Genomic DNA, 23,052 nt, shown 5'->3' on the forward strand with positions numbered 1-23,052 from the left:
CCTATTCCTTCCTCGGATCGATCTTTCTGACCGCTTCATCGAATCTTCCGTAGGAGCCTGTGGCCTTGTCAATCGCTTCCTTCGGATCCATTCCGTCCTTGATGAATTCCAGGAGTTTCCCGGTATTGATATATTTGTACCCGATAATGTTATTGTCCTTATCCAGTCCCTGCTCCAGAATGTATCCCTCTGTCAGCTGCAGATAACGGGGGCCCTTCAGCGCCGTGGAATGAATCGTTCCCACCTGGCTGATTGTGCCTTTTCCGAGATCCTCCAGGCCGGCGCCGACCGCCAGACCGTCCTCGGAGAATGCGGACTGCGTTCTGCCGTAGATAATCTGCAGGAACAGTTCACGCATAGCGGTATTAATCGCATCGCAGACCAGGTCAGTGTTCATCGCTTCCAGGATCGTTTTGCCCACCAGAATTTCCCCGGCCATGGCTGCGGAATGAGTCATTCCGGAACATCCGATGGTTTCAATCAGCGCCTCCTGAATAATTCCTTCCTTTACGTTCAGGGTCAGCTTACATGCTCCCTGCTGCGGCGCGCACCAGCCTACGCCGTGTGTCAGACCGGAAATATCGCGGATCTCCTTCGCCTGCACCCATTTTCCCTCTTCAGGAATCGGGGACGGACCGTGAGTCGCGTCCATCCTGCCAACAGGACACATGCTTTCGACTTCTTTTGTATATATCATAAGCCAAAACCTCCATAAAAACAGTGCAATCACGAACTCAGGCGAAGCGCAGCCTCCCCGCGGAAGTACACGTCGAAGGCGAAGCGGCCGCCCGTTTCCGGAGACGCCGCCGTCGGATGTCGCCGAGGCCGGCGCGCCTGTGCCGCGTAAACTGCGGACGCGCTCTCCGGTATGAGTTAAGTATAGCATCAGTTGTTTTTTTTAGCAACTAAAAACCGGCACCCTTCGGTACCGGTCTGTCTTATCGGGTTCGCCCGCTCCTCTTCATCCCAAAGCCCGAAACCGGGCACGGGAAACCGAATCAGCCCGCGGCTACTGGTTGACTGCCTTCTTCGGCGGCTCAACTGTTTCGCCCGGAAGGGACTTTCCGGTCTGGTCGTCCCAGAGTTCCTCCGCATACGGCTTCCAGCATTCCGCATACTCCCGGCATTTGGCGCAGAGATGCTCCACGCTCTCCGGAGACTGCAGATCCGTGGACTTCGCTCCGCTCTCATGAACGAGCTTAGGCAGAACGTCCGGATTCTCCAGCATCGGGCACGGCCGCAGATGATTGTCGTTGAACGGCTGGTTGTTGTGATACGCCATAAACAGCGGCGACTGCAGAATCTCAAGCAGTGAGTTCTTCTTGATATTCGTGTTGGAATAATGGATGAACACGCAGGGCTCCGCGTCACCGTTGGCGTTGATATGGAAGTAGTTTCTTCCTCCGGCGATGCAGCCTCCCACATATTCTCCATCATTCTGGAAGTCAAAGCAGAACAGCCCTCTGCCGTCTTTCATCGCTCTGACCTTTCTCAGTCTGTCTTTAATCATGATTCTCTGTTCCGGCGTCGGCATCAGCTCAGGCGATGCGTCGTTTCCTACCGGCATCAGATGGAAATACATTGAGAACTTGACGCCCTTCTGGATTTCCATGTCGATGAATTCATCCGACGTAACATAGTCGATATTATTCTTTGTATACGCAATCGAAGTACCGAACAGGCATCCGTTCTCCTTCAGCAGATCCATCGCATGCATGACCTTCTGGAAAACTCCTGAGCCGCGTCTGTCATCGTTGGCTTCCTCGAAGCCCTCCAGACTGATGGCCAGGTAGAGGTTTCCGACTCTCTTCAGCTCTGCAACAAAGGCCTCGTCCACCAGTGTTCCGTTGGTGAAGGAAATAAACGCGCAGTCCGGGTGCATCTCACAAAGCCGGATCAGATCGTCCTTCCGCACCAGCGGCTCTCCGCCGGTATACATATAATAGTAGATTCCCAGCTCCTTGCCTTCGCGGATCACCTTGTCCATGTCCTCGATGCTGAGGTTCAGACGGTTTCCGTACTCCGCCGCCCAGCATCCGGTACAGTGCAGATTGCATGCGCTGGTGGGATCCATCAGAATCAGCCACGGCACATTGCACTGATACTTTTCTCTTGCCTCGTGCATGACCTTGGTTCCGCAGAACATAGCTTCATAGAGGAAATTCAGCAGGAATGTCTTCAGAACATGCTCATCGGTCTCATCGATGATGCGGCAGATGTACTTGTTCAGCGCGCTGTTCTCATCCTCCAGACAGGCTCTCATGCCGCTGAGATCCACGCCCATTCCCAGATTATCGATATACTTTTCGGCGAGATTGAAAATGTCCATCATTCCCTTCTGCCGATCCTTGCCAACTTTATTGTAAGCCACATCAAACGCTTTGCTGAACGCCATGCGCCCCATCTTATGTTTCATTGTCGCCATAATGTTACTCTCCAATCTCTTAATTTTTTACCAACATAAATCACAATTCTCCCGAATCTGTGCTTATTATAAAGCATGTTTTCGCGGATTCCAATTTACAAAAAAGCCCGTTTGTCTAAAATTTTGTCAAACGGGCAAAGTTTATCACCATTGTCGTTTCTGTTTTGCAGCCGTGTCGCTGCCGCATTGCTCACCCTTGCATTTCACCGCATGTCTCGGCTGCGACAGCTGATGCAGGAGCAGACTCCGGCCGGCATATCCTCCCCCTGCATTTCACCGCATGTCTCGGCTGCGACAGCCGGCGCATATACCATAGATTACTGAGTTTCTGCACTGAATCTGAAATCCATGTTCCTTCATGATATGCTCTTCAATCTCGTCCATGAACCCGCAGTCCAGGTGCTGAATGCAGCCGCAGCGCACGCATTTCAGATGCAGATGCTCGCTGCACCTGCGCTCCCGGTTCGTCAGCTGATAGGAGGCCTTTTTTCCGTTTTCTTCCACAAAACGCGCTGCTGTCCCTTCTCTTTCCAGCTTGTCGAGATAACGGTAAATCGTGGTTTTGTTCACCGCGACGCCCGTCTCGTCCAGATGCGCATGAATCTGAGCGACACTGACCGCACGGTCTCCGTTCTCCTTAAGAAACTCCAGAATTTTCATTCTGCTGTTTGTCTTATATTCTCTGTCTGCCATAACTTTGTTCCCCCTAAAAACTGATTCCCAGAACCTCAATCGCAACGCCCCAGAAGACGCTGACCACATAGAGTATTCCGACGACCATTCCATCCTGCTTCCAGTGATGGTTTTCCCGAATCAGCACAAGCAGGCCCACTCCGGCGCTGCACAGAAGTCCGCTCATCATCGGACCTGCGCCGATGACACCTTCCAGATACAGCTGCGTGATCACAACGGACGCCGCACAGTTGGGAATCAGCCCCACCAGCGCCGCAATCAGCTCACCCACGACGGGCAGATCCTGAAAGAGGCCTGAAATCGCCTGATATCCGACAGCCTCGATGACGCATCCGATGACGATTGAAACCAGCAGAATGAATACGAAAACCTGCAATGTTTTCCGAACGGATTCGGCGAAAAGTCCCGACGCGCATCCACAGCCGCATCCCGGTCCGGATTCTCCGTCGTAATCTTTCGGTATTCTGCGGCGCCTGGCCAGCCATCCGAAAAAAAATTCCACCGCATATCCGGAAATCACGCCGATGACCACCTTGGCTGCCATAATAGAGACAATCGTCCGGACCGGAACCTTCTCCGAAATAAAAATCGGCAGCATCTCGTCCGAAGTAGACAGATAGATGGAGATCAGCGTCCCCAGTGTGACCACCTTTCCCACATAAAAATATGTCGCCGCCGCGGAAAACCCGCACTGCGGAATCACTCCCAGTAAGCCGCCCCAAATCGGTCCGACCTTCCCGGCCTCTTGTATCACTGCTCTGGCACGCCGGCCCGCAGCACGTTCCAGCGCTCCCATCACCAGATAGGTGACAAACAGAAACGGAACCAGTTTGACGCTGTCTACCGTCGCCTCAATAATCGCTTCCTGCATAAGACTCCATATTCCCCTATTATTTGCAACTCGATATCATTTGCAAGTCAGTTGCATTTTGTATTATAACAGGAGATTCGCTTTTGTCAATATACAAAAGTCATATAGGGCGGCGGGGAGGTCAAAACTCATATGGGACGACGGCGAGGCCGCGGCAGAAAGTCCGCGAAGGGCCGCGGCACGACGAGGCGTCCACGCTCATATGGGACGACGGCGAGGCCGCGGCAGCGAGGCGTCCACGGCAAAGAGGCCGCGAGGGGCTGTAGCACGAGGGTTCGCAAGGATGACGAGGTGACACGACGCGAATCCACAGCAAAGAGGTCGCGAAGAGCCGCGGCACGGCACACACGAAGGTTTGCGAAGTTCCGCAGAGACGACGAAATTCTCATTCGTTGAAACCGTGTCCGCGAATCTATTAAAAAAACCGATTACTTTATACAAACTCGCAGCCAAAAACTCAGAATCAGGTTAGAATTATTCTAAGCGGTTAGACGGCACTCCGAGTTGCCACATTTTTGGTTTTTTTCGAGAAATGTGGCAGATTTTTTGATTTTTTGCTATGTATAACATATGACGTGCAATTAGAGTATCTAAATTTGGTCATTCGTACCTGATTTTGTAAAATCGCAATGCATACAAAGCGAAAGAATTGCACTTATAGTACATTTCTAAGTGATTAATGCAGAATAATCATTGTATTCCGAACTCAATTCTGCCACATTTTTGGTTTTTTTTGCGTTTTGTGGCAGATTTTCTAATCAATGGGGTTTTAAGTGGCTTTGTAATCGTCTATTTACGATATGATGTCCGCTAATTGACCGCGGTTCGTCTTTCTCCGTTTGACAGATCACACCTGTCATCATCCTTCGTTCATCATGTCGGTAGCTCACCGATGCCGAAGAGTTGAATCAGACCATAGCCGGGCGTCCGCAAGACAGGCCGGCCCGCCATCAGGTCCGCGGTTGTCGGCCCGCCCCCGTCGTCACTTCTTCGGGGGAATGCTTTCAGTTCTGGAGTTCCTGAATCCGGTCAGCGATGAGTTTTGCCACATCGGCTTTGCTCATCAGGGTGTGTGCCTCGTCTGTATTGGCGGTGATCAGCGTCACGAGATTTGTATCGGTGCCGAAGCCCGCGCCCTCGTCCTTCAGATTATTTGCGACGATCATGTCCACATGCTTGCGTTCCAGTTTGCTGCGGGAGTTCTCCAGCAGGTTCTCCGTCTCCATGGAAAATCCGCAGAGGAACTGTCCCTCCCTGTGATGTTCACCAAGATACGCCAGGATGTCCCGGGTTCGCACCAGCGGAATCGAAAGGTCACCGTCCTTTTTCTTGACCTTCTCCTCCTTATATTCGGCAGGCGTATAATCCGATACTGCGGCCGCCATCACGACGACGTCCATTTCCGGCGCGCGGGAAGTGATTTCGTCGAACAGCGCAGAAGCACTCACGGCCTCCACGATGTTACAAAACATCGGCGGCTCAGCGGTAACGGCCGCCTTCACAATCGTAACGTCCGCTCCCCGCAGCATGTACTCCTTCGCGATGGCGAAGCCCATCTTGCCGCTTGAATGATTTGTGATAAAGCGAACCGGGTCCATCGCCTCCCGCGTCGCGCCCGCGGAAACCAGCACGCGCTTTCCGATCATATCCTTCGGACGGGCGACAGCCTTCTCCACATATGCGTACAGCACTTCTGGCTCAGGCATCTTTCCGGCTCCGATGTCGCCACAGGCCAGATACCCTGAAGCCGGCTCGACCACCTCGAAGCCGTAACCCCTGAGCTTCTCCAGATTATCCTGCGTTACCGGGTTCTCATACATTCCGGTGTTCATCGCAGGCACCACAATTTTGGGACAGGAGGCTGCCAGAACCGTGGTCGTCAGCATATCATCCGCAATTCCACAGGCCAGCTTCGCCAGAACGTTGGCCGTTGCCGGTGCAATCATGATCAGGTCCGCCTTTTTGGCAAGCTCCACATGCTCCACTTCATAATGCCCCTTGCGCGCAAAGGTGTCGGTCACACACTCCCGGCCGCTGAGAGTTTCAAAAGTCAGCGGCGCGATGAACTCACAGGCGTTTTTTGTCATAATCACATGGACCTCCGCGCCCGCCTTATGCAGGCGACTGACCAGGTACGCTGTTTTGTACGCCGCGATTCCTCCGCTGACTCCGATTACTACCGTTCTTCCATTCAGATTCATGCCCGGTTCCTTTCTCTGCAAGCCGCCGCAATTTTCTCGACAGCATCCTCAATCAGCTCCGATCCCGACTGAGCGTTGACGCCCGCAATGAGATTGTCGCACATGTTCATCGGAATCAGGACCCGCACCGCAGCGCTCTGACATACAGCCATCGCCATTCCGGGCGTGACCTCGCCCATCAGAGCATCCGCGATCACTATTCCCAGCGGCCCCACAATGAAATCCGCATGACGGCATGCGACCACCACGGGATTTTCCCCCGTCGCACCTTCGTTCGCGCCCGCCTTCAGCATCGTCGCCGTCGCCACACTGTTCGTCCCGATCGCCTGAATCACTGCGTCCGGGAAGCGCCTTCTCAGAGAACTCACCAGTTCCCTTCCCAGCCGTCCGCCCTGACCGTCAATTGCAACAATAATCATTCCTTCTCTCCCTTCATGCCGATCAGCGAACCGTCCCGGCTCCGCGCCAGTTCTGCCAGATCTTCATATTCCGGTTTGCTCCGTTCCACGCCGTATCCGCGGTAAGTCTTGATCCGGAGTCCGTCCCGCTCCGTGCTTTCTCTCTGCAGCACGTATCGCACAAAATCCAGTCTGCGGATCCCTGCGGTGCGGGTGTGTCTGAAGATCACTTCCGCCATGGCTTTCGCTTTCTCCCTCCTGCAAAGGCAGGACAGCTTCACGGCCGGCCTCGATTTCTTCATTATTATAGGCGTATAATAGACGTCCAGCGCTCCTGCGTCCAGGATCCGTTCCATTGCAAAGCCCAGCTCTTCTCCGGTCATGTCATCGATGTTCGCCGAAAGTTCGCAGATCCGGTCCATCTGAGAGTCATCGCCGCTGCAGCAAAGCATTCCTTCGTCTGCGCTGCCACAAAACATTTCCTCGTCTGCAGCCGACCGGAAATCTCTGCCTTCCGGCTGCGTTTCGTCGCCCGCCGTCCGGTTTCCGTCGGAGATTTCCCGGGCTTCACCCAGGAAGACCCGCAGAATATTCGCTCTGGGGAAATCCTTTGTTCCCGCGCCGACCCCCACAGAATCCACCCTCATGCGTGGTCGTGCTCCGGTTTCATCCGCAAAATGAGTCAGGATTGCCGCGCCTGTAGGCGTACAGAGCTCGCCCCGGATCTCATCACTGTAATACTCTGTTCCCTTCAGGATTTCTGCAGTTGCAGGAGCCGGCACCGGAAGAATGCCGTGCGCGCACCGGACACTTCCTGAGCCCACATTGACCGGAGAACTCACGATGCGCTCTGCACCGATGGCTTCCAGCAGAAGACAGTTCCCGACCACATCGGCAACAGCGTCCATCGCGCCGACCTCATGAAAATGAATTTCACTGACGGGCTGACCGTGCACCCTGGATTCCGCAGATGCGATACGCTTGTAAATTGCCAGAGCATTCTCTTTGACCGATGCCGACACGGGAAGTCCGCTGATAATGCTTTCGATATCCCCCATTCCATAGTGATGGTGACCGTGGTGATGCTCATGCTCCGCGTCATGACCATGCCCGGCGTCGTGGCCGTGCTCCCCGGCGTTTCCGTGTCCGTGGTAATGTTCCGGCAGATGATCCTTTTCGTAGGGATATGCATGTCCGTGGTGATAGCCGTGCTCCGCATCGTGACCATGTTCGCCGTGGCTGTGCTCCCCGTCGTGTCCTTCTTCCTCTCCATGTACAAAGACATGCGCATGCGTTCCGCCGATGCCGCACTTTTCGCTGTGTTCAAAGGAAATCTCTGTTCCCGGAATTTTCAGGGCACAAAGCCTTTCAACTGTTTCAGCCGGTGCGATTTCTGCCAGTGCTCCCATCAGCATATCACCGGCGATGCCCATATTGCATTCAATATATAAAGTTTTCATACAGCAACTCCTTTGTGATTAATCATGCTGGCCAAATAGCCGGCACCAAACCCGTTGTCAATATTCACGACGCTGACGCCGCTGGCACAGGAATTCAGCATCGAAAGCAGGGCTGTCACACCGCCGAAGGCAGTCCCATAGCCTACGCTTGTGGGGACAGCAATTACCGGACAGTCCGCCAGTCCGCCCACAACGCTGGCCAGCGCGCCCTCCATTCCTGCGATGGCGATGATAACGTTAGCAGCCATAATAGAATCCGTGTTGCTCAGCAGACGGTGAATCCCGGCAACGCCCACATCAAACACCCGCTCCACTTTGTTCCCCAGAGTTTCTGCCGTTATCGCAGCTTCCTCCGCGACAGGGATATCACTGGTACCGCCAGTAATCACAAGCACCGTGCCTTCACAGTCCGGCTCGATCATCGAGCCGACTACGCCCGCATGCGCGTCGCTGTAATAGGTGAACGGGATGTCCTTTGTCAGAGCATCCGCGGCCTCTTGCGTCATACGCGTGATTAAAATCGTCCGCTGTCCATCCTTCCACAGCGCGTGAGCGATGCGGTCAATCTGCTCAGGAGTTTTGCCCGCGCCGTAAATCACCTCGCCGATGCCCTGCCGCAATCCCCGGTGAGTGTCCAGCCTGGCGATATCAATATCATCATAAGGCGCCATTTTCAGTTTCATCACTGCGTCCTCCACAGTGGAGGAGCCTTCCGCGACTGCCTGCAGCAGCGCTCTTGTTTCCGATTCAGTCATGAGCTGTCCTTCCTTCAAGATCCAGAGCGATTTTTTCAAAATAGGGACGCATGCCCAGTGCGATTTCCTCACGCAGCCGAATCACGGAAATCATCTGGCATTCTGGGACCTGAATCAGTCCCGTGCTACCTCTTTTTCTGACCCGAAAATCAGAGAAACCCATCATCCGGAGCACGTTTTCCGCACCCTCTACCCGGTGCAGTTTGTCCTCCGTGATTTCCTCGCCGTGGGGAATGCGGGTCGCGAGACATGCATAGGAGGGTTTGTTCCAAGTGAACAGGCCGGCCTCACGGGACAGGCGACGGACGTCGTCCTTGGTGAGTCCGCATTCACGAAGAGGCGACCGGACTTTCATTTCCGCCAAAGCACGGGTTCCCGGGCGATCCGATGCATCGTCGGAGGCATTGGTTCCATCAATGATTACGGAATAACCGTCCTTTGCCGCCTGAGCGAGAATACTTCCGAAAACGTTGTTCTTACAATAGTAGCAACGGTCCTCGGGATTCCTTACGACATCCGGGTCACACAGCGCGTCCAGTTCCATTATACAAAGCTCTGCTCCGACTTCACCGGCAAGACGTCGGGCGTCCTCCAGCTCAAACTCCGGCTGGAACTGACTTTTGACGAAATACGCCTGCACGTCCGCCCCGTATTTTGTCGCCGCATAAAGCAGATACGACGAGTCCACGCCTCCGGAGAATCCGAGTGCGACTCTGCTGTTTTCGCGAAAAAAATCCTGTAATGTCATATTGTTCCTCCATCTGAATCAGCAGCGCCCGTCCGTTAGTCAGACTTTCTCAGGCCTGACGTGAGCCGGGCTGTCCCGCCCCGCCGGCGCTGCCGCGCGCCGTTCGGTCCTGCCGCCGGCGCTGCCGTGCGCCGGTTCTGAGCACGCATTTAAGTAAAGGATAGTACAGCGTCGGCGAAAAATCAAGTTATTTTGACGGAGGCCTGTGGCGCGGTTCGACAGCGGACCGGCGTCGCAACGGTCTGCACAGCAGTGCTGCAGATGCGAAGGCCTGTGTCGCGGGCCGCAGCAGGGCGATGTCGCGGGTCGATGGCGATCTGTGGCCACGAATTTGCAACAGGATATGCGGAATTGCAACGCTCCGCCCTATTGACTTGATCCGCCGTCACTGCTAAAATATGTGAAACAGAGGTCACGAAGACCGAAGGACACCCACGAAGGGCTGCTCGCTGCGGACAATCCGCAGATTTTACGATACAGACCCTTGGTGGATTTTTTTTGGAGGTAAAATTATGCATATTCCTGACGGATATATGGCGCCGCAGACGACAATACCGGCGCTTGCAGTGATGGTTCCTGTCTGGGGCGCTGCTGCGAAGAAAGTCACGAAGGAGGTCGGCGAGAAAAACCTGCCGACGCTGGCTCTGGGAGCCGCCTTCTCCTTTACGGTAATGATGATGAATGTGCCGGTGATCGGCGGAAGCTCGGCACATGCGGTGGGTGCGGTCATGGTAGGAATCCTGCTGGGGCCGTGGTCCGCAGTAATCGCAGTATCCTGCGCTTTGCTGATACAAGCGCTGATCTTCGGTGACGGCGGGATTCTCGCCTTCGGCATGAACTGCCTGAATATGGCCGTAATCATGCCGTTTACGGGATACGGAATTTACAAACTTATTGAAGGGAAGAACAAAATCGGAAGCAGCCGCAGTATTCTGGGAGCGGCAGTCGGCGGATATGCGGGGCTCAATATTGCGGCGTTCTGCGCCTCAGTCGAATTCGGTATCCAGCCGCTGCTTTTCCATGCCGCAGATGGAAGTGCGCTGTACTGTCCGTATCCCCTTTCCGTATCTATTCCTGCGATGATGGTTCCTCATCTTCTGATTGCCGGTGTGATTGAAGGTGCGGTGACCGCGATCGCCATCGCCTATATAGCGAAGGTTTCTCCGCAGATCTTCCTGAGAAATCAGGAACTTTCTCCGATGACGCAGGAAACACAGACAGAGCCCTTCTTCAGACGCTATAAAAAAATACTGATTCCTCTCGGCGTTCTCGTTCTGCTCACTCCGCTGGGACTTCTGGCATCCGGAACAGCCTGGGGAGAATGGGGTACCGAGGAAATCAAAGCTCTGACCGGCTATGTTCCAAAGGGTTTCGCCAGATTCGCCGACTGGTGGACGGCAATTATGCCTGACTATTCCGTCGCAGGGCTTGGCGATGTCAGCGGATATATTTTATCTGCAGTTGTCGGAATTCTGCTCATCGCGGTGCTGATTCTCGCTCTGTCTCTGTTTATGAAGAAATCCGGCAGAAGGGAGCAGTAGATGCGTAAATCCGTGAATGTCTGCGGAAACGGTTTTCTCGCTCATACGCTGAATCGTTTCGCGGAGCTCTTTGAAAACGAGCTGTATAACGACCGCTATTCGAGAAACGGAAAAATGCTTCAAAACCTTGATCCACGGATCAAGGTTATTGTTGTTCTCGCATTCATTCTCTACGGGAATTTCACTGCCAGTCTCGCGATTCTTATCGCACTCGGAATCGTCGCGGCGCTGTACGCTGCGGCCTCAGGTCTTCCTCTGGGCAGTTATCTCCGCCGCACCTGGCTGTATCTTCCTGTGCTTCTCTTTCTCTTTTCATTGCCGGGAGCCTCAAGCCTCCTGACGCAAGGAACACCTCTGATCGGGAACGAAACGTTTTATTTCACCGCCGCCGGAATTCAGATGGCGTGCCGGATCGGACTTCGGACAGGTGATTCTCTGGCCTTCGCCTTCCTGCTTCTGATGACTACGCGCTGGACAGATCTGATGGCGGGGCTGCGGGCGCTGCACCTTCCGGCGCTTTTCATTTCTGTGCTGAACATGGCCTACCGCTATATCTTTTTAATCGCGGAGACAGGCAGCTCCATGATGCAGGCGCGGTACCTCCGGACAGTAGGCCGGATATCCGCGCGCTCCGGGCGGCAATATATGGGAAACAGTTTCGGCCGTATTTTTGTCAGCGTTCACCCTTTCAGTGAAAACATTTACGACGCCATGATTCTGCGTGGCTACGACGGTACGCCCCGGACGATGCGCCGTCTGAAAATACAGGCTGCGGACTGGCTATTTCTCCTCATTAATATTATAATATTGATGATTCTGACAACAGGAGGTTACATCTTTGGATAAATACGCGTTTGAACTGAAGAATATCACTTTTTCATATCCTGTCTCCGATCCGGTTCTCCGGGATCTGACCCTGCGGATCCGTGACGGAGAAAGCCTCTGCATTCTCGGTGCGAACGGCTGCGGCAAGTCTACCCTGCTCAAAATTCTGGGCGGGCTGCTGAGTCCTCAGTCGGGAAGCTTTTGTTTTCACGGAAGGATAATTGACTGGCGATCGATCACAAAAAAAGACGCCGCTTCCTACCATCTCCGGGTCGGCTACGTCTTTCAGGACTCTGACGTCCAGCTGTTCTGCGGCAGCGTTCTGGATGAGATCGCCTTCGGGCCTCTTCAGACCGGGCTCCCTCGGGAGGAAATCATGAATCGGGTGTCTTCTCTGGCCCGTTCCCTTGATATTGAAAAGCTCCTGGACAAAGCACCCTACCACCTCAGCGGCGGAGAGAAGAAAAAGGTCGCTATCGCCAGCACTCTGATTCTCGATCCGGAGGTTCTCATTCTGGACGAGCCCACCAACGATCTGGATCCGCGCTCCCAGACCTGGCTCCTGAAGCTTCTGAAGGATCTGCGGAATCAGGGGAAGACACTGATCTTCGCCACCCACAATCTCGAACTCGTTCCCCACGTCGCCGACCGTGCGATTCTGTTTGCGGAGGATCACACGCTTCGCGCAGACAGACCGGTGCGCGAGCTCCTGGAGGACACTGCGCTCCTTCAGGAAGTCAATCTGGTGGACGAGCATTTCCATACCCATCCCTGGGATTTTGAATAACGTTATTTCCCTCTGAGAATGATACAGGAGAGCAGCACCTGAACTATTTCATTTTCGTTCAGGTCGTCCAGATGTACTCCAAGAAAATTCTCCGCAGTCTGAAGACGGTAGGTCAGCGTATTGCGATGGATAAACATTTCCCGGGCGGTTGCCGCCACACTGCGGCCGTTGACGAGGTACATCCGGATACTCTCCAGCAGTTCCTCCCGATTGTTCCGATCGCTCCGGCTCAGCGCCAGGATGCCGGGATCGCAGAGAGAACGCAGATCCCCTGTCTTCTTTAATTCATCCAGAAGAACCTCCATATATTTTTCCGTGAATGCGACGCATCGTCTCTCGTCCGCATCCAGTTCCGCATAATGCAGCGCATTGCTGCACTGTACAAAATAAGTCCCCAGATCCATAAAATCATGAAAACAGTTGCTGACGCCGCAGTACATACGGCTTCCCAGGCAGAAATTCTCCAGTTCCTCGCGCTCTCCGGGCTCCAGCAGATCGCAGTCCTTTCTTCGCATAACGGTAATGATGTAATCGCTGTAATAGAAAATCAGCGCCTTCGGATATTTTTTCTGGATCCTGCGGTGATAGGAATGTCCCTCTCGGGAGATCGTAAAGCCGTCGGAAAACCGGAACGCCGCCATGTAGTAATCATCCTTTGTCGTCCAGCCCAGACGCGCCAGATGCTGCTCCACAGTCCTGGCGTCGTTGCTCTTGCCGGCAATCAGCTGCAGCGCATAAAAGACATCCTCCTCATTGGAGTAGGCGTGGGTTCTGAACTTGAAAATATAGTTCAGAAGCTGTCCGATGCGGTGGCAGAGCTCCAGCTGTCCCTGAGTGATCGGCTCCCGCAGGTCTGCCATTCCGATCGAACCGATCTGCCGTCCGTCCGCCCGTATCGCGCCCATCAGATAGCAGTGCTCCGGATCCCTCCGCGGATTCATCAGCACCGGCTTGTCCCCGGACATGAATTTCCGGTTGACCCACTCGATTTCAGAGCGGTTGAAGAAGCTGACCGTTGGATATTCTTGCGCAAGTGATTCCTCCCATATCGTCCCTCTGGCTTCCTCGGCGGTAATGGGAGAATGGTAAATCAGCGCCTGGGCCGCGTCATAGATGCCGAACGGATTCTTCAGTTTCTGAATCGCAATGGACATGAAATCTTCCAAGCTCCGTTCCTCCATTACCGCGGTGCACAGGTCCGAATCCCAGGCGGAATATTCCTCGCAGATACGCGCCACGGCGGGAAATATACGCTCCACAGGAATATTTTTTCGCAGCACGAGCATGTTGGCGTAGAGCGCCCGTCCCAGCTCATTCTTTGTTTTCCCTGAACAAAAAATAAGATTCACGGGAATCTCCTCTGCCTCCTCCAACAGCTTCTCGTCCTCTGCGATATACAGATATCGCGGATCGCCGGCTCCGTCTCCCGGCCTCCACCAGCGAATACCTCTCGTTCCGGCTGCATCCGGAATCATCTCTATGTATTCCGGATCAAATCCGTTCAGTTCGTTCAGTTCGTCTTTTATCACAGCCAGATGTACGCTCAAAGAAACATCCTTTCGTCATATCGTGAGAAAATATTATAACTTTTTCTAATTATATGACCATACATCGTAAAAAGCAACAGTGCTACAATTTTTGTATTAAAACAAATACATACGCACAGAGTATTCAAAGTCACTGGCCACGCATTGAATTCTTCTCCTGAAGTCACGAAGACTTTCAGGTAACTGTAGTTGCTGTATGAGGAGGTACAAATTATGAGTAGCACAAACAAAGGAGCGGGCGGAAAGGCCTGGGCAATCGTAATATTTTTTACACTGTTCATGGTCACGATGACGTTTAATCTGATCGTCTACCCCGCATGCGCCGCGGATACGATGCGGCAGTACGGCATTTCACAGGCGGGGCTGACGACACTGTCGTCCGTCACCTCTGTTGTCGGTCTGTTTGCCGGATTCATCTTCGGACCGATTCTCGACAAACGCGGGTCCAGAAAAACAATTCTTTTCGGACTTCTCGTCGGAGCAGTTCTGTTCTTCGTAAGGGTGCTGGTCGCCAGTTACGCACTCGCAATAGTTCTGACATTCCTGGCATCTTTCTTTGTCGGAGTCTGTCAGGTTGCGGCGTCTAAAGTTCTGGCCACCTGGTTTACCCCGCAGACGGTTTCCGTCGCATATTCGTTTCAGGCTGCCGGAGCCGGTTTCGGTTCTGCAGGGGCGTTCGTCATCGGTGCAGCTCTCGGACTGAAGGGTTCACTACTTTTGATCGCCATCGCTTACACGGTTTTATTTATCTTCTGGCTGATCGTCGGGAAAGACGGCCCCATCGCCGTACAGGGTGCTCAGCCGCCCAAAGGGAGTTCCGCCATGGTCTGGAAAAGCCGGACGCTCTGGCTCATGTCCATCGCCGCTTCCTGCGCAGTCGGCTCGACACTGCTGATCAATTCCTACTGCATCAACGCTTTTGTCGGAAAAGGAATGAACCCCGGACAGGCCGCCCTGATCGGCACTGTGCTGAATCTGTCGCTGCTGGCCGGCGGATATCTGGGAACCTTCCTGATGAGTGTGATCAAGCGGTATAATATCGTCACTCTGATCTGCTTCATCGGCGGCGCTGTCGGTTACCTGATGAGCTGGTTCTCTCCTCTGGGCGCCGCAACGTGGTGCTGGCTGGTCATCGGCGGCCTTCTGATGGGAGGCACCGTCGGACTGACCATGGGTAGAACCGCCCTCATCCCTCTTACCGGGCAGTTCCCGCCAGAGGCAATCGGAAGCGCCGGAGGTGCGCTGGAAGCCATCAAGGGCGCCATCACCTTTGTATTTCCTATCGTAATCGCGAACATTTTCGCTACAAATTACAATGCGATTTTCATCACCTTCGGCGTTCTCTGCGTCATCGGGTTCGTGACAGGCGGTCTTCTGGTTCCGGAACTTGGCCCGAAGGGGAAGCTGCAGCAGGAGCAGGCACAAAACGCACATTGACCGGTATCTGCGACGCGCTCTGCAATCGGCTCCCGCGCCGCGGCGCTGCTGAAAACACTGTCAGCGCCCGCCGGATCCGGCAGAAGCACAATGAGCAGACATCATTTTACAATATTTATCGTATTTTACACACAACAAGGAGGATTATATCATGAAGGATATGCTGAAAGATCAGGTTGCTATCGTTACAGGAGGAGGATCCGGAATGGGAGAAGCCACCGCGAAACTCTTTGCCCGGGAAGGGGCTAAGGTCGTCATTGCGGATTTCAACGAGGCAAATGCGAAAAAGGTGGAGAAGGAGATCACCGAAGCCGGCGGCGTTGCCAGATTTTATCAGAAGATGGATGTTTCCGACCGGGCGCAGGTCGAAAAGATCGCGGAGATGACCTATAACGAATTCGGCCGCATCGATATTCTCGCCGCATATGCGGGCGGAACCTTCGACGGGGATCCGAATCTGAGTCAGCAGGAGGTTCTGGAAAAGACCACCGCTGTAAATCAGTGGGGCATGTATTACAGCTGCTTTGCCGTCGTTCCGTATATGAAAAAGGCGCACAGCGGCAAGATCATCATCTGCTCCTCAAACGGAGCCTTCAACCCCACCGCGCCGGCCTATGAATATCATATGGCAAAGGGCGCCTGTGAATCCCTCTGCGTCAACCTGGCCATGGACCTGGCGAAGTTCGGCATCCGCGTGAACTGCATCAAGCCGGGCCCCATCGTCACCGCCTTCTGGGACGAGCTGATGGAGGACGGACCGGAGCGGAAGGCGATCCTGAAGGGAATCGCAGACGTGGAAATTCCGCTGGGCCGTACCGGAACTGCGGAGGATATCGCAGGACCTGCTCTGTTCTTCGCATCTGACCTTTCGCAGTATGTCACCGGTCTGTGCATGTACGTCGCGGGCGGCGCAGGATATGTCTACGCCTTCGGGCAGTCTTCCATCGCTCACGCCGGCGTGGGACGCAGTGATCTTTAATCGGCGGCTGAGCACGCGTCAATCAGTTTTTTGTGAACAAAGGATAATACGGAGGACTTTCAGATGAAAAAGGAAATTGATTTCGGGAAGCGGCTCGCCTACGGCTGCCTGCGTCTCCCGATTGTGGAAGCCGGCTTTGTCGCTCCGGGATTTCGGGACGATTCCAATGTGGATGAGGCCGCATGGCAGAAAATCGTGGATCGCGGCATGGCGAACGGATATAACTACTTCGACACCTCCTGGTTTTACCATAACGGTAACTCTGAGCGGGCCATCGGCCATTGTGTAGCCGACAGATATCCGAGAGAATCCTTCATTCTCTCGGATAAGATGCCGGTCAAGTTTATGAAGGACGGTTCGGAAATGGAACCGATCTTTGAGGAGCAGCTGAAAAAATGTCATGTGGACTACTTTGACTTCTATCTGATCCACGCCATCAGCTCGGAAACCTACGACAAGTGGACGAAGGAGGGACTCTTTGACTTCCTCGTCAAAAAGAGAGAAGAAGGCAAGTACCGCGAATTCGGTCTGTCCCTTCACGAGACCCCGGAATTTCTCGACAAAATCCTGACGGAGCATCCCGAGGTGGACTTCGTGATGCTGCAGATTAATTATCTGGACTGGGATTCTCCCGCGATCCGCTCCCGGGAGCTGTATGAGACCGCTGTCCGGCACGGAAAGCCCATCGTGGTCATGGAGCCCTGCAAGGGCGGCACACTGGCCAATCCTCCCGAAGAGGCCGTAAAGCTGATGAAGGACTACAATCCTGACGCTTCCATCGCCTCATGGGCATATCGGTTCGTCGGCTCCCTGCCGGGAGTCCGGGTCGTCTCTGTCGGAATGCCGAAGATGGAATTTCTGGAAGATAACATGAAGACTTTCGACGATTTCCAGCCACTGAACGACGAGGAATACAAAATTCTCAATCAGGTTACAGACATCATCAACAGCAAAACCGCCATCCCCTGCACCAACTGCAAATACTGTGAGGAGGCTTGTCCCTTCGACATCCCCTCCGGTGATTATTTCCAGCTGTTCAACGACTATTACCGGATGACGGAAAGCTCCGACTACAATGACGTCTGTACCCCGGCCATCACCTACGGATTCATGAAGGAGCGGCGCGCCGGCGCAGAGAAATGCGTCGCCTGCGGCAAATGCGAGAAGGTCTGTCCGCAGCATCTGGACATCGCGAATCTGCTGAAAGAGAAAATCGCCGGCGAGCTCTACTCCCATAACCCCGATTCCATGCTGACCGACAAAACCGATGAAATGGGGAAGCCGGAATAAAAAAGACCTCACCAAAGAACTTATTATAAAAGGGAGTGCGAAAAAATGAATTCTTTCACACTCCCTCGATTCACTTAATGCGAATCTGGTGTTATCGGGAGAAAATGGGGTTTTGTTTTATCGGATCTTTGTACTTTTCACTTTACTCCAGGAGGAATAGATCTTAGTCCCCTTGATTTTTTTATATGTGCGAACCCGGACATAGTACTTTCCCTTCTTCATCTTCAGCGTTTTCGACAGTTTGGCTCCGGCTTTTGTTCCGGTTTTTTTCTTAACTGTGTACGTCTTCGCTTTCCTGAACGATTTCTTTGTCGCAAGCTGAATCTGATAACCGGAGATCTGGGTCGGCTGCGCATACCAGTAAACAGTGACTTTTTTCTTACTCGCCCTGAGTTTTTTCAGTCTGGTTCCCTCCGGATGGATCGTAACCTTAAACGAGGTGCGATACTTATATCTGCCGTTAAAATCAAGTTTAACAGTATAGGTATCGACGGAGCCGGAGAGTGTTGTAACGAGATACTGATCCCTCGATACGCTCTTCCTGTCCGATGTTTTCGCCTTGATCTGCGGTATGATCTCGACTCCTTCATAAATATAATCTTTGACAGGTGACACAGTTGTCAGTTTCGGGATCGTTTCTTTATAACTTCCTCCACAAATTTCACATGTATAGGTCAACACGCCGTTTTTTGTCCTTGTCGCCTGCTTCGTGACGTTACCGGAGTCGAACGCACAGTCTTCAGTCTCAATGATTTTTCCTGTATCTTTATCGATCACATCATGCCTGCGGGTCGATTTATCATACTTGTATTCGCATTTCGGTTCGTATTTATAATCGGTACCGTCGGACTGGTCACTTTTCAGCGGGGCAGATTCAATCTTCTTCAGATTCCATGCGGCGTCCCAGTCGAATCCGTCGGTAACAGCCATAGCATCCTTATACGAAGAGATATTTCCCTTTGCCACTGAATGAACCTTCCCGTCCTTCATAAAGGCAATATACGGCAAATACGGGTTAGAATACACGAAACTGTCTTTCGAGTCAATATGCTTATACATATCATAGGCCAGTTTCTTGTCTCCGCTGCTGTCGATCAGACCGAACGATGCATTGTTCTTCGTTTCCGCCTCATGATCCAGAAGTCTGTAGTAACACAACGCCTGAACTGCATTCAGGTTCGCACAGCGGTAGTATAACTGTGCAATATATGCGGCCTGCCGTTTTTGGCCGACCTCAGAGCAGTCTCCTGAAGATACACCGGTCTCTGTCAGATAGATGCCTCTCGGTTTGCCGTCATACATCATGCTTGCCTGTGACAGATATTTCTGAAGTACTTCAAGGTTTAATACCGTTATGAACTGGGACGTGTTGTAATCCCCTGTAATTTTAAAGTACGGATGAGTTGAATCGGCCCCGGTATCGACCATACCGATATCCGTCGACGGAAGGCTACCGCTGTAGTTATGCTGCGCAACTCCCCAGTCGTAATCTCCGCGGGCGGATTCCCGTTTCTCAATCCAGCTGAGGACGGCTTTCGGGGCGTATGTATTCCGAATCAGCGGAGAATAATTATGCCGCACAGATTGTTCATTGTACGCCCAGTCATGCGTCAGCGAAACAAGCACGGCTGCATCCGCAGCATATTTTTTTACGGCCAGGTTGGCGACACGGAGCGCTCTGGTATATTCTTCCATAAAGGTGTCAAGGGATTCTCTCTTTTCGATCCATTTTCCCTTCCATGCACCGCTCTTATACTTCGCTGTATTCTTTGAGACCTTCCAGTAATTGTACGGATGATCAATTTCGTTCCCGATTACATAGCTGGATATCACGCCGTGCCCGGTGTTTGAATACCGCGAGGCAAGGAACTCCATGACGGCCTCGAAATACCCGAGCCCCTTCCGGTTTGATGTGTTGAATCCCATGACAGGGGTCAGCGCTCCGTCTCCGTAAGTCAGGGACACCGGATGGGATGAATAATCGGCATCCGGCATTGCGACCATAATGGCGGTAACGTTGATCCCGGCAGAGGTCGCTTCAGATACAACCTTGTCGTAGTAATCGACGCGTTTTTTATTGAAGAAATAAGTTTTCCCGTTGGAGCGAAATGCGATTCCGCCGTGCTCCCGTTCGTCGATAGGGTTCCCGCTTTTGTCTTCGTTCGCATACAGAAGCTCGTTTACATCAATATTCAGCGCGGCCTGCTGTGCGCCGATATCCTTTGCCGAAGCAACCGGATCGTCACCTTCCAGAAGTATGCCTTTCTTACTCGTCGTCTCAACACGAATCCGATCTTTCTTTGATTGGATATCGGTTGCATAGACTGGTCCTGCAAGAATTTTTTTGTCCTGTATGACATAATATTTATCGTACAGAAGGTCTTCTCTCTCCTCGTTGTATCGATCAATTGTCAGCGTCTTGCTGCTTCCGCAGGTATAAGTACCGATAAGATCTCCATTCCCGCGTATCGTGCTGATTCCGTGAATCGAATCACTTTCTGCATATTCATTTGCTGATGCTGCGTATACCTGTGCTGTGCCGCTGTTGCCGATATTTGAAAGTGTAATTGTAATCTGATCCGATTTGACAGCAACTTTCAGATTTCCTGAATCGGCATATACCGGTCGGAACATTCCCAGGCATAGCATACCGATCAGCACTATCAGGACAGGACTCAGTCTGATGATCCATGCTGATTCGCAACCTGTTTCTTGTAATTTCCTCATCATTTTCTCCCCTTTAATATCTGAGAAAAAGCCGCCGCAGTTTTCCGCTGCAGCGGCATATTGAGCGATTTATGTCGAAATTATTATCTCACCTTAGCGCTCTTCACAGAACTCCACGATCCGTAAAGTTTCACCTTCTTGCCCGAGATGTTCTTTACCGTCTTGTAGGAGCGTACCTGTACATACTTTTTCCCCTTCTTGACTTTCGAGAACTTATAGGATGTTGTCTTATAGTTCTTGACCGTCTTGACCTTCGCACTCTTCATCGACTTCTTCGCGGAGTAGCGAACCTGATATCCGCTGACTTTGGAATCTTTTTTCCAATACGCTTTCAACGTCTTTTTTCCGGCCTTGACCGATTTCAGCGAAGCCTTCTTCGGGTTAATCGTATAGGTCAGTTTCTTCGTTCCGTCATATTCATTCCGGAATTTAACCGTCAACGTATAGTAGCCGATGCTCTTGCTCGATTTAGCGCGAGTCACCAGATAGTGATCATTCTCGACGATAGTCTTGCCGTCCGCATCTGTTACTTCCACGATCGGCTTAATGGTCTTTCCTGTGTATGCATAGGCGGATTTTGTCGTCTTAACGGACGCAATCTTTGCGATCTTGCCGGTCACAACCTGCTTGTGACACACTGTGCAGGTCTCCGCATACTCGCCGTCCTCTTTATCAGTGGCTTTCTTGCTTACAATTTTCTTTCCGTCAAGCTTATGGCCGAGGGCCGGAATGAAATCCTGCTTTGTTTCACCGCATAATTTACAGGTGTATGTACCGGAGCCCTTATCCGTACATGTCGGCTCACTTTCCGGTTTTGTCAGTTCCCATTCATGTCCGGTGATCTTGATATTTTCGATCGTCTGAATCGGATAATCGTATCCTTCGTCTCCGTAGAGGATGATTTTATAGGTTCCCTCGTCCAGTCGGTTCTTCCAGTCCTTGTTTTCTCGGTTATTGGAAACCGCATGAAGGAGATCGACCTCTTTGCCGTTTTCCCACGAAAGCGTCGTTTTGTCGGCAGGATCCTTCCAGTATCCCGTTGTTTTATCAACATCATAGGAACCGTTTACATAGTACCAGAAGTAGGACTCTTTGCCGCCCTTTGAATTGTTCGTGTTCTCATCCGACTGCTTGTAGATTGCGACCCACGCTCCGGAGTCTTTCGGAGCGGATGCTGTTACCGGCAGTGTACCGCACGACGCATAGGACTTCGTGTTATCAATCGAAAGTTTATAGTCATCCTTGTTGATGACCTTCTTGATGCTCACATCAATGCTCTTCTCGATGATATACGGGTTTCCACTGCCGCTCTTGATCAGTACCAGCTTGTACTCGGCCGCCAGAACCGTGCGATCCTTAGTATCGTTATCCTTCAGCAGATTAAAGGTTTCCTTGCGGTCTGAATTAATCATTGCATATGTTGCAGATGTATCTGTGTTAACATTATCACCCTTCTTATACAGACCAACCCATGCTTCCGTATCGCTGTCCGGAACAGAAGCCTTGATGTTCAATGCTTCACCGTCATTGATTTTTGCATTCTCAACGGTCAGATCGTAGCCGTCGTCTGCTTTCACCGTAATGCTCTTTGTTGCGTACTCTGTGTACGGCGGTTTACCTCCGGTCATAAGAGAGATTGTATACTTACCCGGCATCAGTTGAGTCAGTGAGTCCGGTCTTCCTTCACCTTTTGTTCCTTTGGTGATGTCTGCGGTTTTATTTCCATCGATCCACCAGTATGACGCCTGCGTACCATCCAGGTAATCTCCCTCGTCCACGCCGTAAATACCGACCCAGGAACCGCTCGGACCGACCGAAGTGACACTGATCGCTTCGCCGACCGTGTACTCGTCTTTGTCCGTCGTTACGCTGTAACGGCTGTCCGCCTTTACAGTAATAGTTTTTTCGGCGTGCTGCGTGTACGGCGGTTTACCTCCGGTGAGAAGAACAATCTTGTACTTTCCCGGCTTCAACTGGGTCAGCGAGTCCGGTCTTCCTTCACCTTTTGTTCCTTTGGTGATGTCTGCGGTTTTATTTCCATCGATCCACCAGTATGACGCCTGCGTACCATCCAGGTAATCTCCCTCGTCCACGCCGTAAATACCGACCCAGGAACCGCTCGGACCGACCGAAGTGACATTGATCGCTTCGCCGACCGTGTACTCGTCTTTGTCCGTCGTTACGCTGTATTCGCTGTCTGCATAGACCGATCCCGGCGCAAATGCCGCAAATACGGTAATACACAGGAGCGCAATAAGCCATCTGACAGACTTTCTCTTGCGTGCTGTTACCATTTCTTGTCCCTCCTTATATCATGATATGCAGCGCTTGCGGCAGTGCAGGCGCCACATATCGTCTAAACGTGTGT

Annotated in this window: 18 protein-coding genes; 6 read left to right on the plus strand and 12 right to left on the minus strand. The window is 52.5% G+C overall.

The features are described 5' to 3' along the window. Position 1: 1 nt before the first annotated feature. The 9 genes from BHK98_RS04875 to larE form a co-directional block, all read right to left on the minus strand. Complete coding sequence (locus BHK98_RS04875) at positions 2-697, minus strand: iron-sulfur cluster assembly scaffold protein (protein WP_075712448.1); 696 nt, start codon at positions 695-697, stop codon at positions 2-4. 312 nt (positions 698-1,009) lie between these two features. Continuing rightward, positions 1,010-2,425 carry a radical SAM/SPASM domain-containing protein gene (locus BHK98_RS04880; RefSeq protein ID WP_075712449.1) on the minus strand — a complete coding sequence of 472 codons (1,416 nt, stop codon included), beginning with the start codon at positions 2,423-2,425 and terminating at the stop codon, positions 1,010-1,012. A gap of 273 nt (positions 2,426-2,698) precedes the next feature. Continuing rightward, on the minus strand, positions 2,699-3,118 hold the full coding sequence (locus BHK98_RS04885; RefSeq protein WP_075712450.1) for a Fur family transcriptional regulator: 420 nt from the start codon (positions 3,116-3,118) through the stop codon (positions 2,699-2,701). Between the two features lie 13 nt (positions 3,119-3,131). Next, positions 3,132-3,989, minus strand: a complete 858-nt coding sequence (locus tag BHK98_RS04890) for an arsenic efflux protein (protein ID WP_075712451.1) — start codon at positions 3,987-3,989, stop codon at positions 3,132-3,134. A 1,004-nt stretch (positions 3,990-4,993) separates the two neighbouring features. Then, on the minus strand, positions 4,994-6,190 hold the full coding sequence (coaBC, locus tag BHK98_RS04895; RefSeq protein WP_075712452.1) for a bifunctional phosphopantothenoylcysteine decarboxylase/phosphopantothenate--cysteine ligase CoaBC: 1,197 nt from the start codon (positions 6,188-6,190) through the stop codon (positions 4,994-4,996). Next, on the minus strand, positions 6,187-6,609 hold the full coding sequence (locus BHK98_RS04900) for a DUF3842 family protein (protein WP_075712453.1): 423 nt from the start codon (positions 6,607-6,609) through the stop codon (positions 6,187-6,189). Before BHK98_RS04900 ends, coaBC begins: the two co-directional genes overlap by 4 nt. After that, a complete protein-coding gene (gene larC, locus BHK98_RS04905; protein ID WP_075712454.1) occupies positions 6,606-8,048 on the minus strand; it encodes a nickel pincer cofactor biosynthesis protein LarC in 1,443 nt (480 codons plus the stop codon). Before larC ends, BHK98_RS04900 begins: the two co-directional genes overlap by 4 nt. Then, positions 8,045-8,803 (minus strand): nickel pincer cofactor biosynthesis protein LarB, encoded by a 759-nt coding sequence (larB, locus tag BHK98_RS04910; protein ID WP_075712455.1) that lies wholly within the window; start codon positions 8,801-8,803, stop codon positions 8,045-8,047. The genes larC and larB overlap by 4 nt, the downstream gene beginning before the upstream one ends. Next, positions 8,796-9,551 (minus strand): ATP-dependent sacrificial sulfur transferase LarE, encoded by a 756-nt coding sequence (gene larE, locus BHK98_RS04915; protein WP_075712456.1) that lies wholly within the window; start codon positions 9,549-9,551, stop codon positions 8,796-8,798. The genes larB and larE overlap by 8 nt, the downstream gene beginning before the upstream one ends. Before the next feature lie 512 nt (positions 9,552-10,063). Here larE and cbiM point away from each other — a divergent pair. From cbiM to BHK98_RS04930, 3 genes are read left to right on the plus strand one after another with little or no spacing between them, the layout of a single operon-like run. Then, positions 10,064-11,092, plus strand: a complete 1,029-nt coding sequence (gene cbiM / locus BHK98_RS04920; protein WP_075712457.1) for a cobalt transporter CbiM — start codon at positions 10,064-10,066, stop codon at positions 11,090-11,092. Next, positions 11,093-11,938: a cobalt ECF transporter T component CbiQ gene (gene cbiQ / locus BHK98_RS04925; protein ID WP_075712458.1), complete on the plus strand. Its 846-nt coding sequence runs from the start codon at positions 11,093-11,095 to the stop codon at positions 11,936-11,938. It begins immediately after the preceding gene. Further along, positions 11,931-12,704, plus strand: coding sequence for an energy-coupling factor ABC transporter ATP-binding protein (locus BHK98_RS04930; protein ID WP_075712459.1), 774 nt, complete (start codon positions 11,931-11,933; stop codon positions 12,702-12,704). Before cbiQ ends, BHK98_RS04930 begins: the two co-directional genes overlap by 8 nt. Positions 12,705-12,706: 2 nt before the next feature. Here BHK98_RS04930 and BHK98_RS04935 read toward each other — a convergent pair whose 3' ends face one another. Continuing rightward, positions 12,707-14,251 carry a PucR family transcriptional regulator gene (locus BHK98_RS04935; RefSeq protein ID WP_075712460.1) on the minus strand — a complete coding sequence of 515 codons (1,545 nt, stop codon included), beginning with the start codon at positions 14,249-14,251 and terminating at the stop codon, positions 12,707-12,709. Between the two features lie 213 nt (positions 14,252-14,464). On the opposite strand from BHK98_RS04935, the gene BHK98_RS04940 reads away from it, so the two are divergent. From BHK98_RS04940 to BHK98_RS04950, 3 genes are all read left to right on the plus strand, one after another. Continuing rightward, the gene (locus BHK98_RS04940; protein ID WP_075712461.1) at positions 14,465-15,688 is read left to right on the plus strand and encodes an MFS transporter; all 1,224 of its coding nucleotides are present in this window, start codon (positions 14,465-14,467) and stop codon (positions 15,686-15,688) included. Between the two features lie 151 nt (positions 15,689-15,839). Then, a complete protein-coding gene (locus tag BHK98_RS04945) occupies positions 15,840-16,667 on the plus strand; it encodes an SDR family NAD(P)-dependent oxidoreductase (protein WP_075712462.1) in 828 nt (275 codons plus the stop codon). Between the two features lie 63 nt (positions 16,668-16,730). Beyond that, positions 16,731-17,957 carry an aldo/keto reductase gene (locus BHK98_RS04950; RefSeq protein ID WP_075712463.1) on the plus strand — a complete coding sequence of 409 codons (1,227 nt, stop codon included), beginning with the start codon at positions 16,731-16,733 and terminating at the stop codon, positions 17,955-17,957. A 117-nt stretch (positions 17,958-18,074) separates the two neighbouring features. On the opposite strand, the gene BHK98_RS04955 is transcribed toward BHK98_RS04950, so the two are convergent. Together BHK98_RS04955 and BHK98_RS04960 are read right to left on the minus strand one after the other, a co-directional pair. Next, positions 18,075-20,684, minus strand: coding sequence for a DUF5722 domain-containing protein (locus tag BHK98_RS04955; protein WP_075712464.1), 2,610 nt, complete (start codon positions 20,682-20,684; stop codon positions 18,075-18,077). Positions 20,685-20,767: 83 nt separating this feature from the next. Further along, positions 20,768-22,978 (minus strand): hypothetical protein, encoded by a 2,211-nt coding sequence (locus BHK98_RS04960; protein ID WP_075712465.1) that lies wholly within the window; start codon positions 22,976-22,978, stop codon positions 20,768-20,770. Between the last annotated feature and the right edge of the window lie 74 nt (positions 22,979-23,052).

The sequence above is a fragment of the Hornefia porci genome (genome assembly GCF_001940235.1).
Classification (GTDB): domain Bacteria; phylum Bacillota; class Clostridia; order Peptostreptococcales; family Anaerovoracaceae; genus Aminicella; species Aminicella porci.

Coding starts and splice junctions, on each gene's coding strand:
- cbiQ (WP_075712458.1), top strand. CDS start 11,093: ATGCGTAAATCCGTGAATGTCTGCGGAAACGGTTTTCTCGCTCATACG.
- BHK98_RS04880 (WP_075712449.1), bottom strand. CDS start 2,425: ATGGCGACAATGAAACATAAGATGGGGCGCATGGCGTTCAGCAAAGCG.
- BHK98_RS04875 (WP_075712448.1), bottom strand. CDS start 697: ATGATATATACAAAAGAAGTCGAAAGCATGTGTCCTGTTGGCAGGATG.
- BHK98_RS04890 (WP_075712451.1), bottom strand. CDS start 3,989: ATGCAGGAAGCGATTATTGAGGCGACGGTAGACAGCGTCAAACTGGTT.
- coaBC (WP_075712452.1), bottom strand. CDS start 6,190: ATGAATCTGAATGGAAGAACGGTAGTAATCGGAGTCAGCGGAGGAATC.
- larE (WP_075712456.1), bottom strand. CDS start 9,551: ATGACATTACAGGATTTTTTTCGCGAAAACAGCAGAGTCGCACTCGGA.
- BHK98_RS04950 (WP_075712463.1), top strand. CDS start 16,731: ATGAAAAAGGAAATTGATTTCGGGAAGCGGCTCGCCTACGGCTGCCTG.
- BHK98_RS04940 (WP_075712461.1), top strand. CDS start 14,465: ATGAGTAGCACAAACAAAGGAGCGGGCGGAAAGGCCTGGGCAATCGTA.
- BHK98_RS04945 (WP_075712462.1), top strand. CDS start 15,840: ATGAAGGATATGCTGAAAGATCAGGTTGCTATCGTTACAGGAGGAGGA.
- larB (WP_075712455.1), bottom strand. CDS start 8,803: ATGACTGAATCGGAAACAAGAGCGCTGCTGCAGGCAGTCGCGGAAGGC.
- cbiM (WP_075712457.1), top strand. CDS start 10,064: ATGCATATTCCTGACGGATATATGGCGCCGCAGACGACAATACCGGCG.
- BHK98_RS04955 (WP_075712464.1), bottom strand. CDS start 20,684: ATGAGGAAATTACAAGAAACAGGTTGCGAATCAGCATGGATCATCAGA.
- BHK98_RS04885 (WP_075712450.1), bottom strand. CDS start 3,118: ATGGCAGACAGAGAATATAAGACAAACAGCAGAATGAAAATTCTGGAG.
- BHK98_RS04960 (WP_075712465.1), bottom strand. CDS start 22,978: ATGGTAACAGCACGCAAGAGAAAGTCTGTCAGATGGCTTATTGCGCTC.
- larC (WP_075712454.1), bottom strand. CDS start 8,048: ATGAAAACTTTATATATTGAATGCAATATGGGCATCGCCGGTGATATG.
- BHK98_RS04900 (WP_075712453.1), bottom strand. CDS start 6,609: ATGATTATTGTTGCAATTGACGGTCAGGGCGGACGGCTGGGAAGGGAA.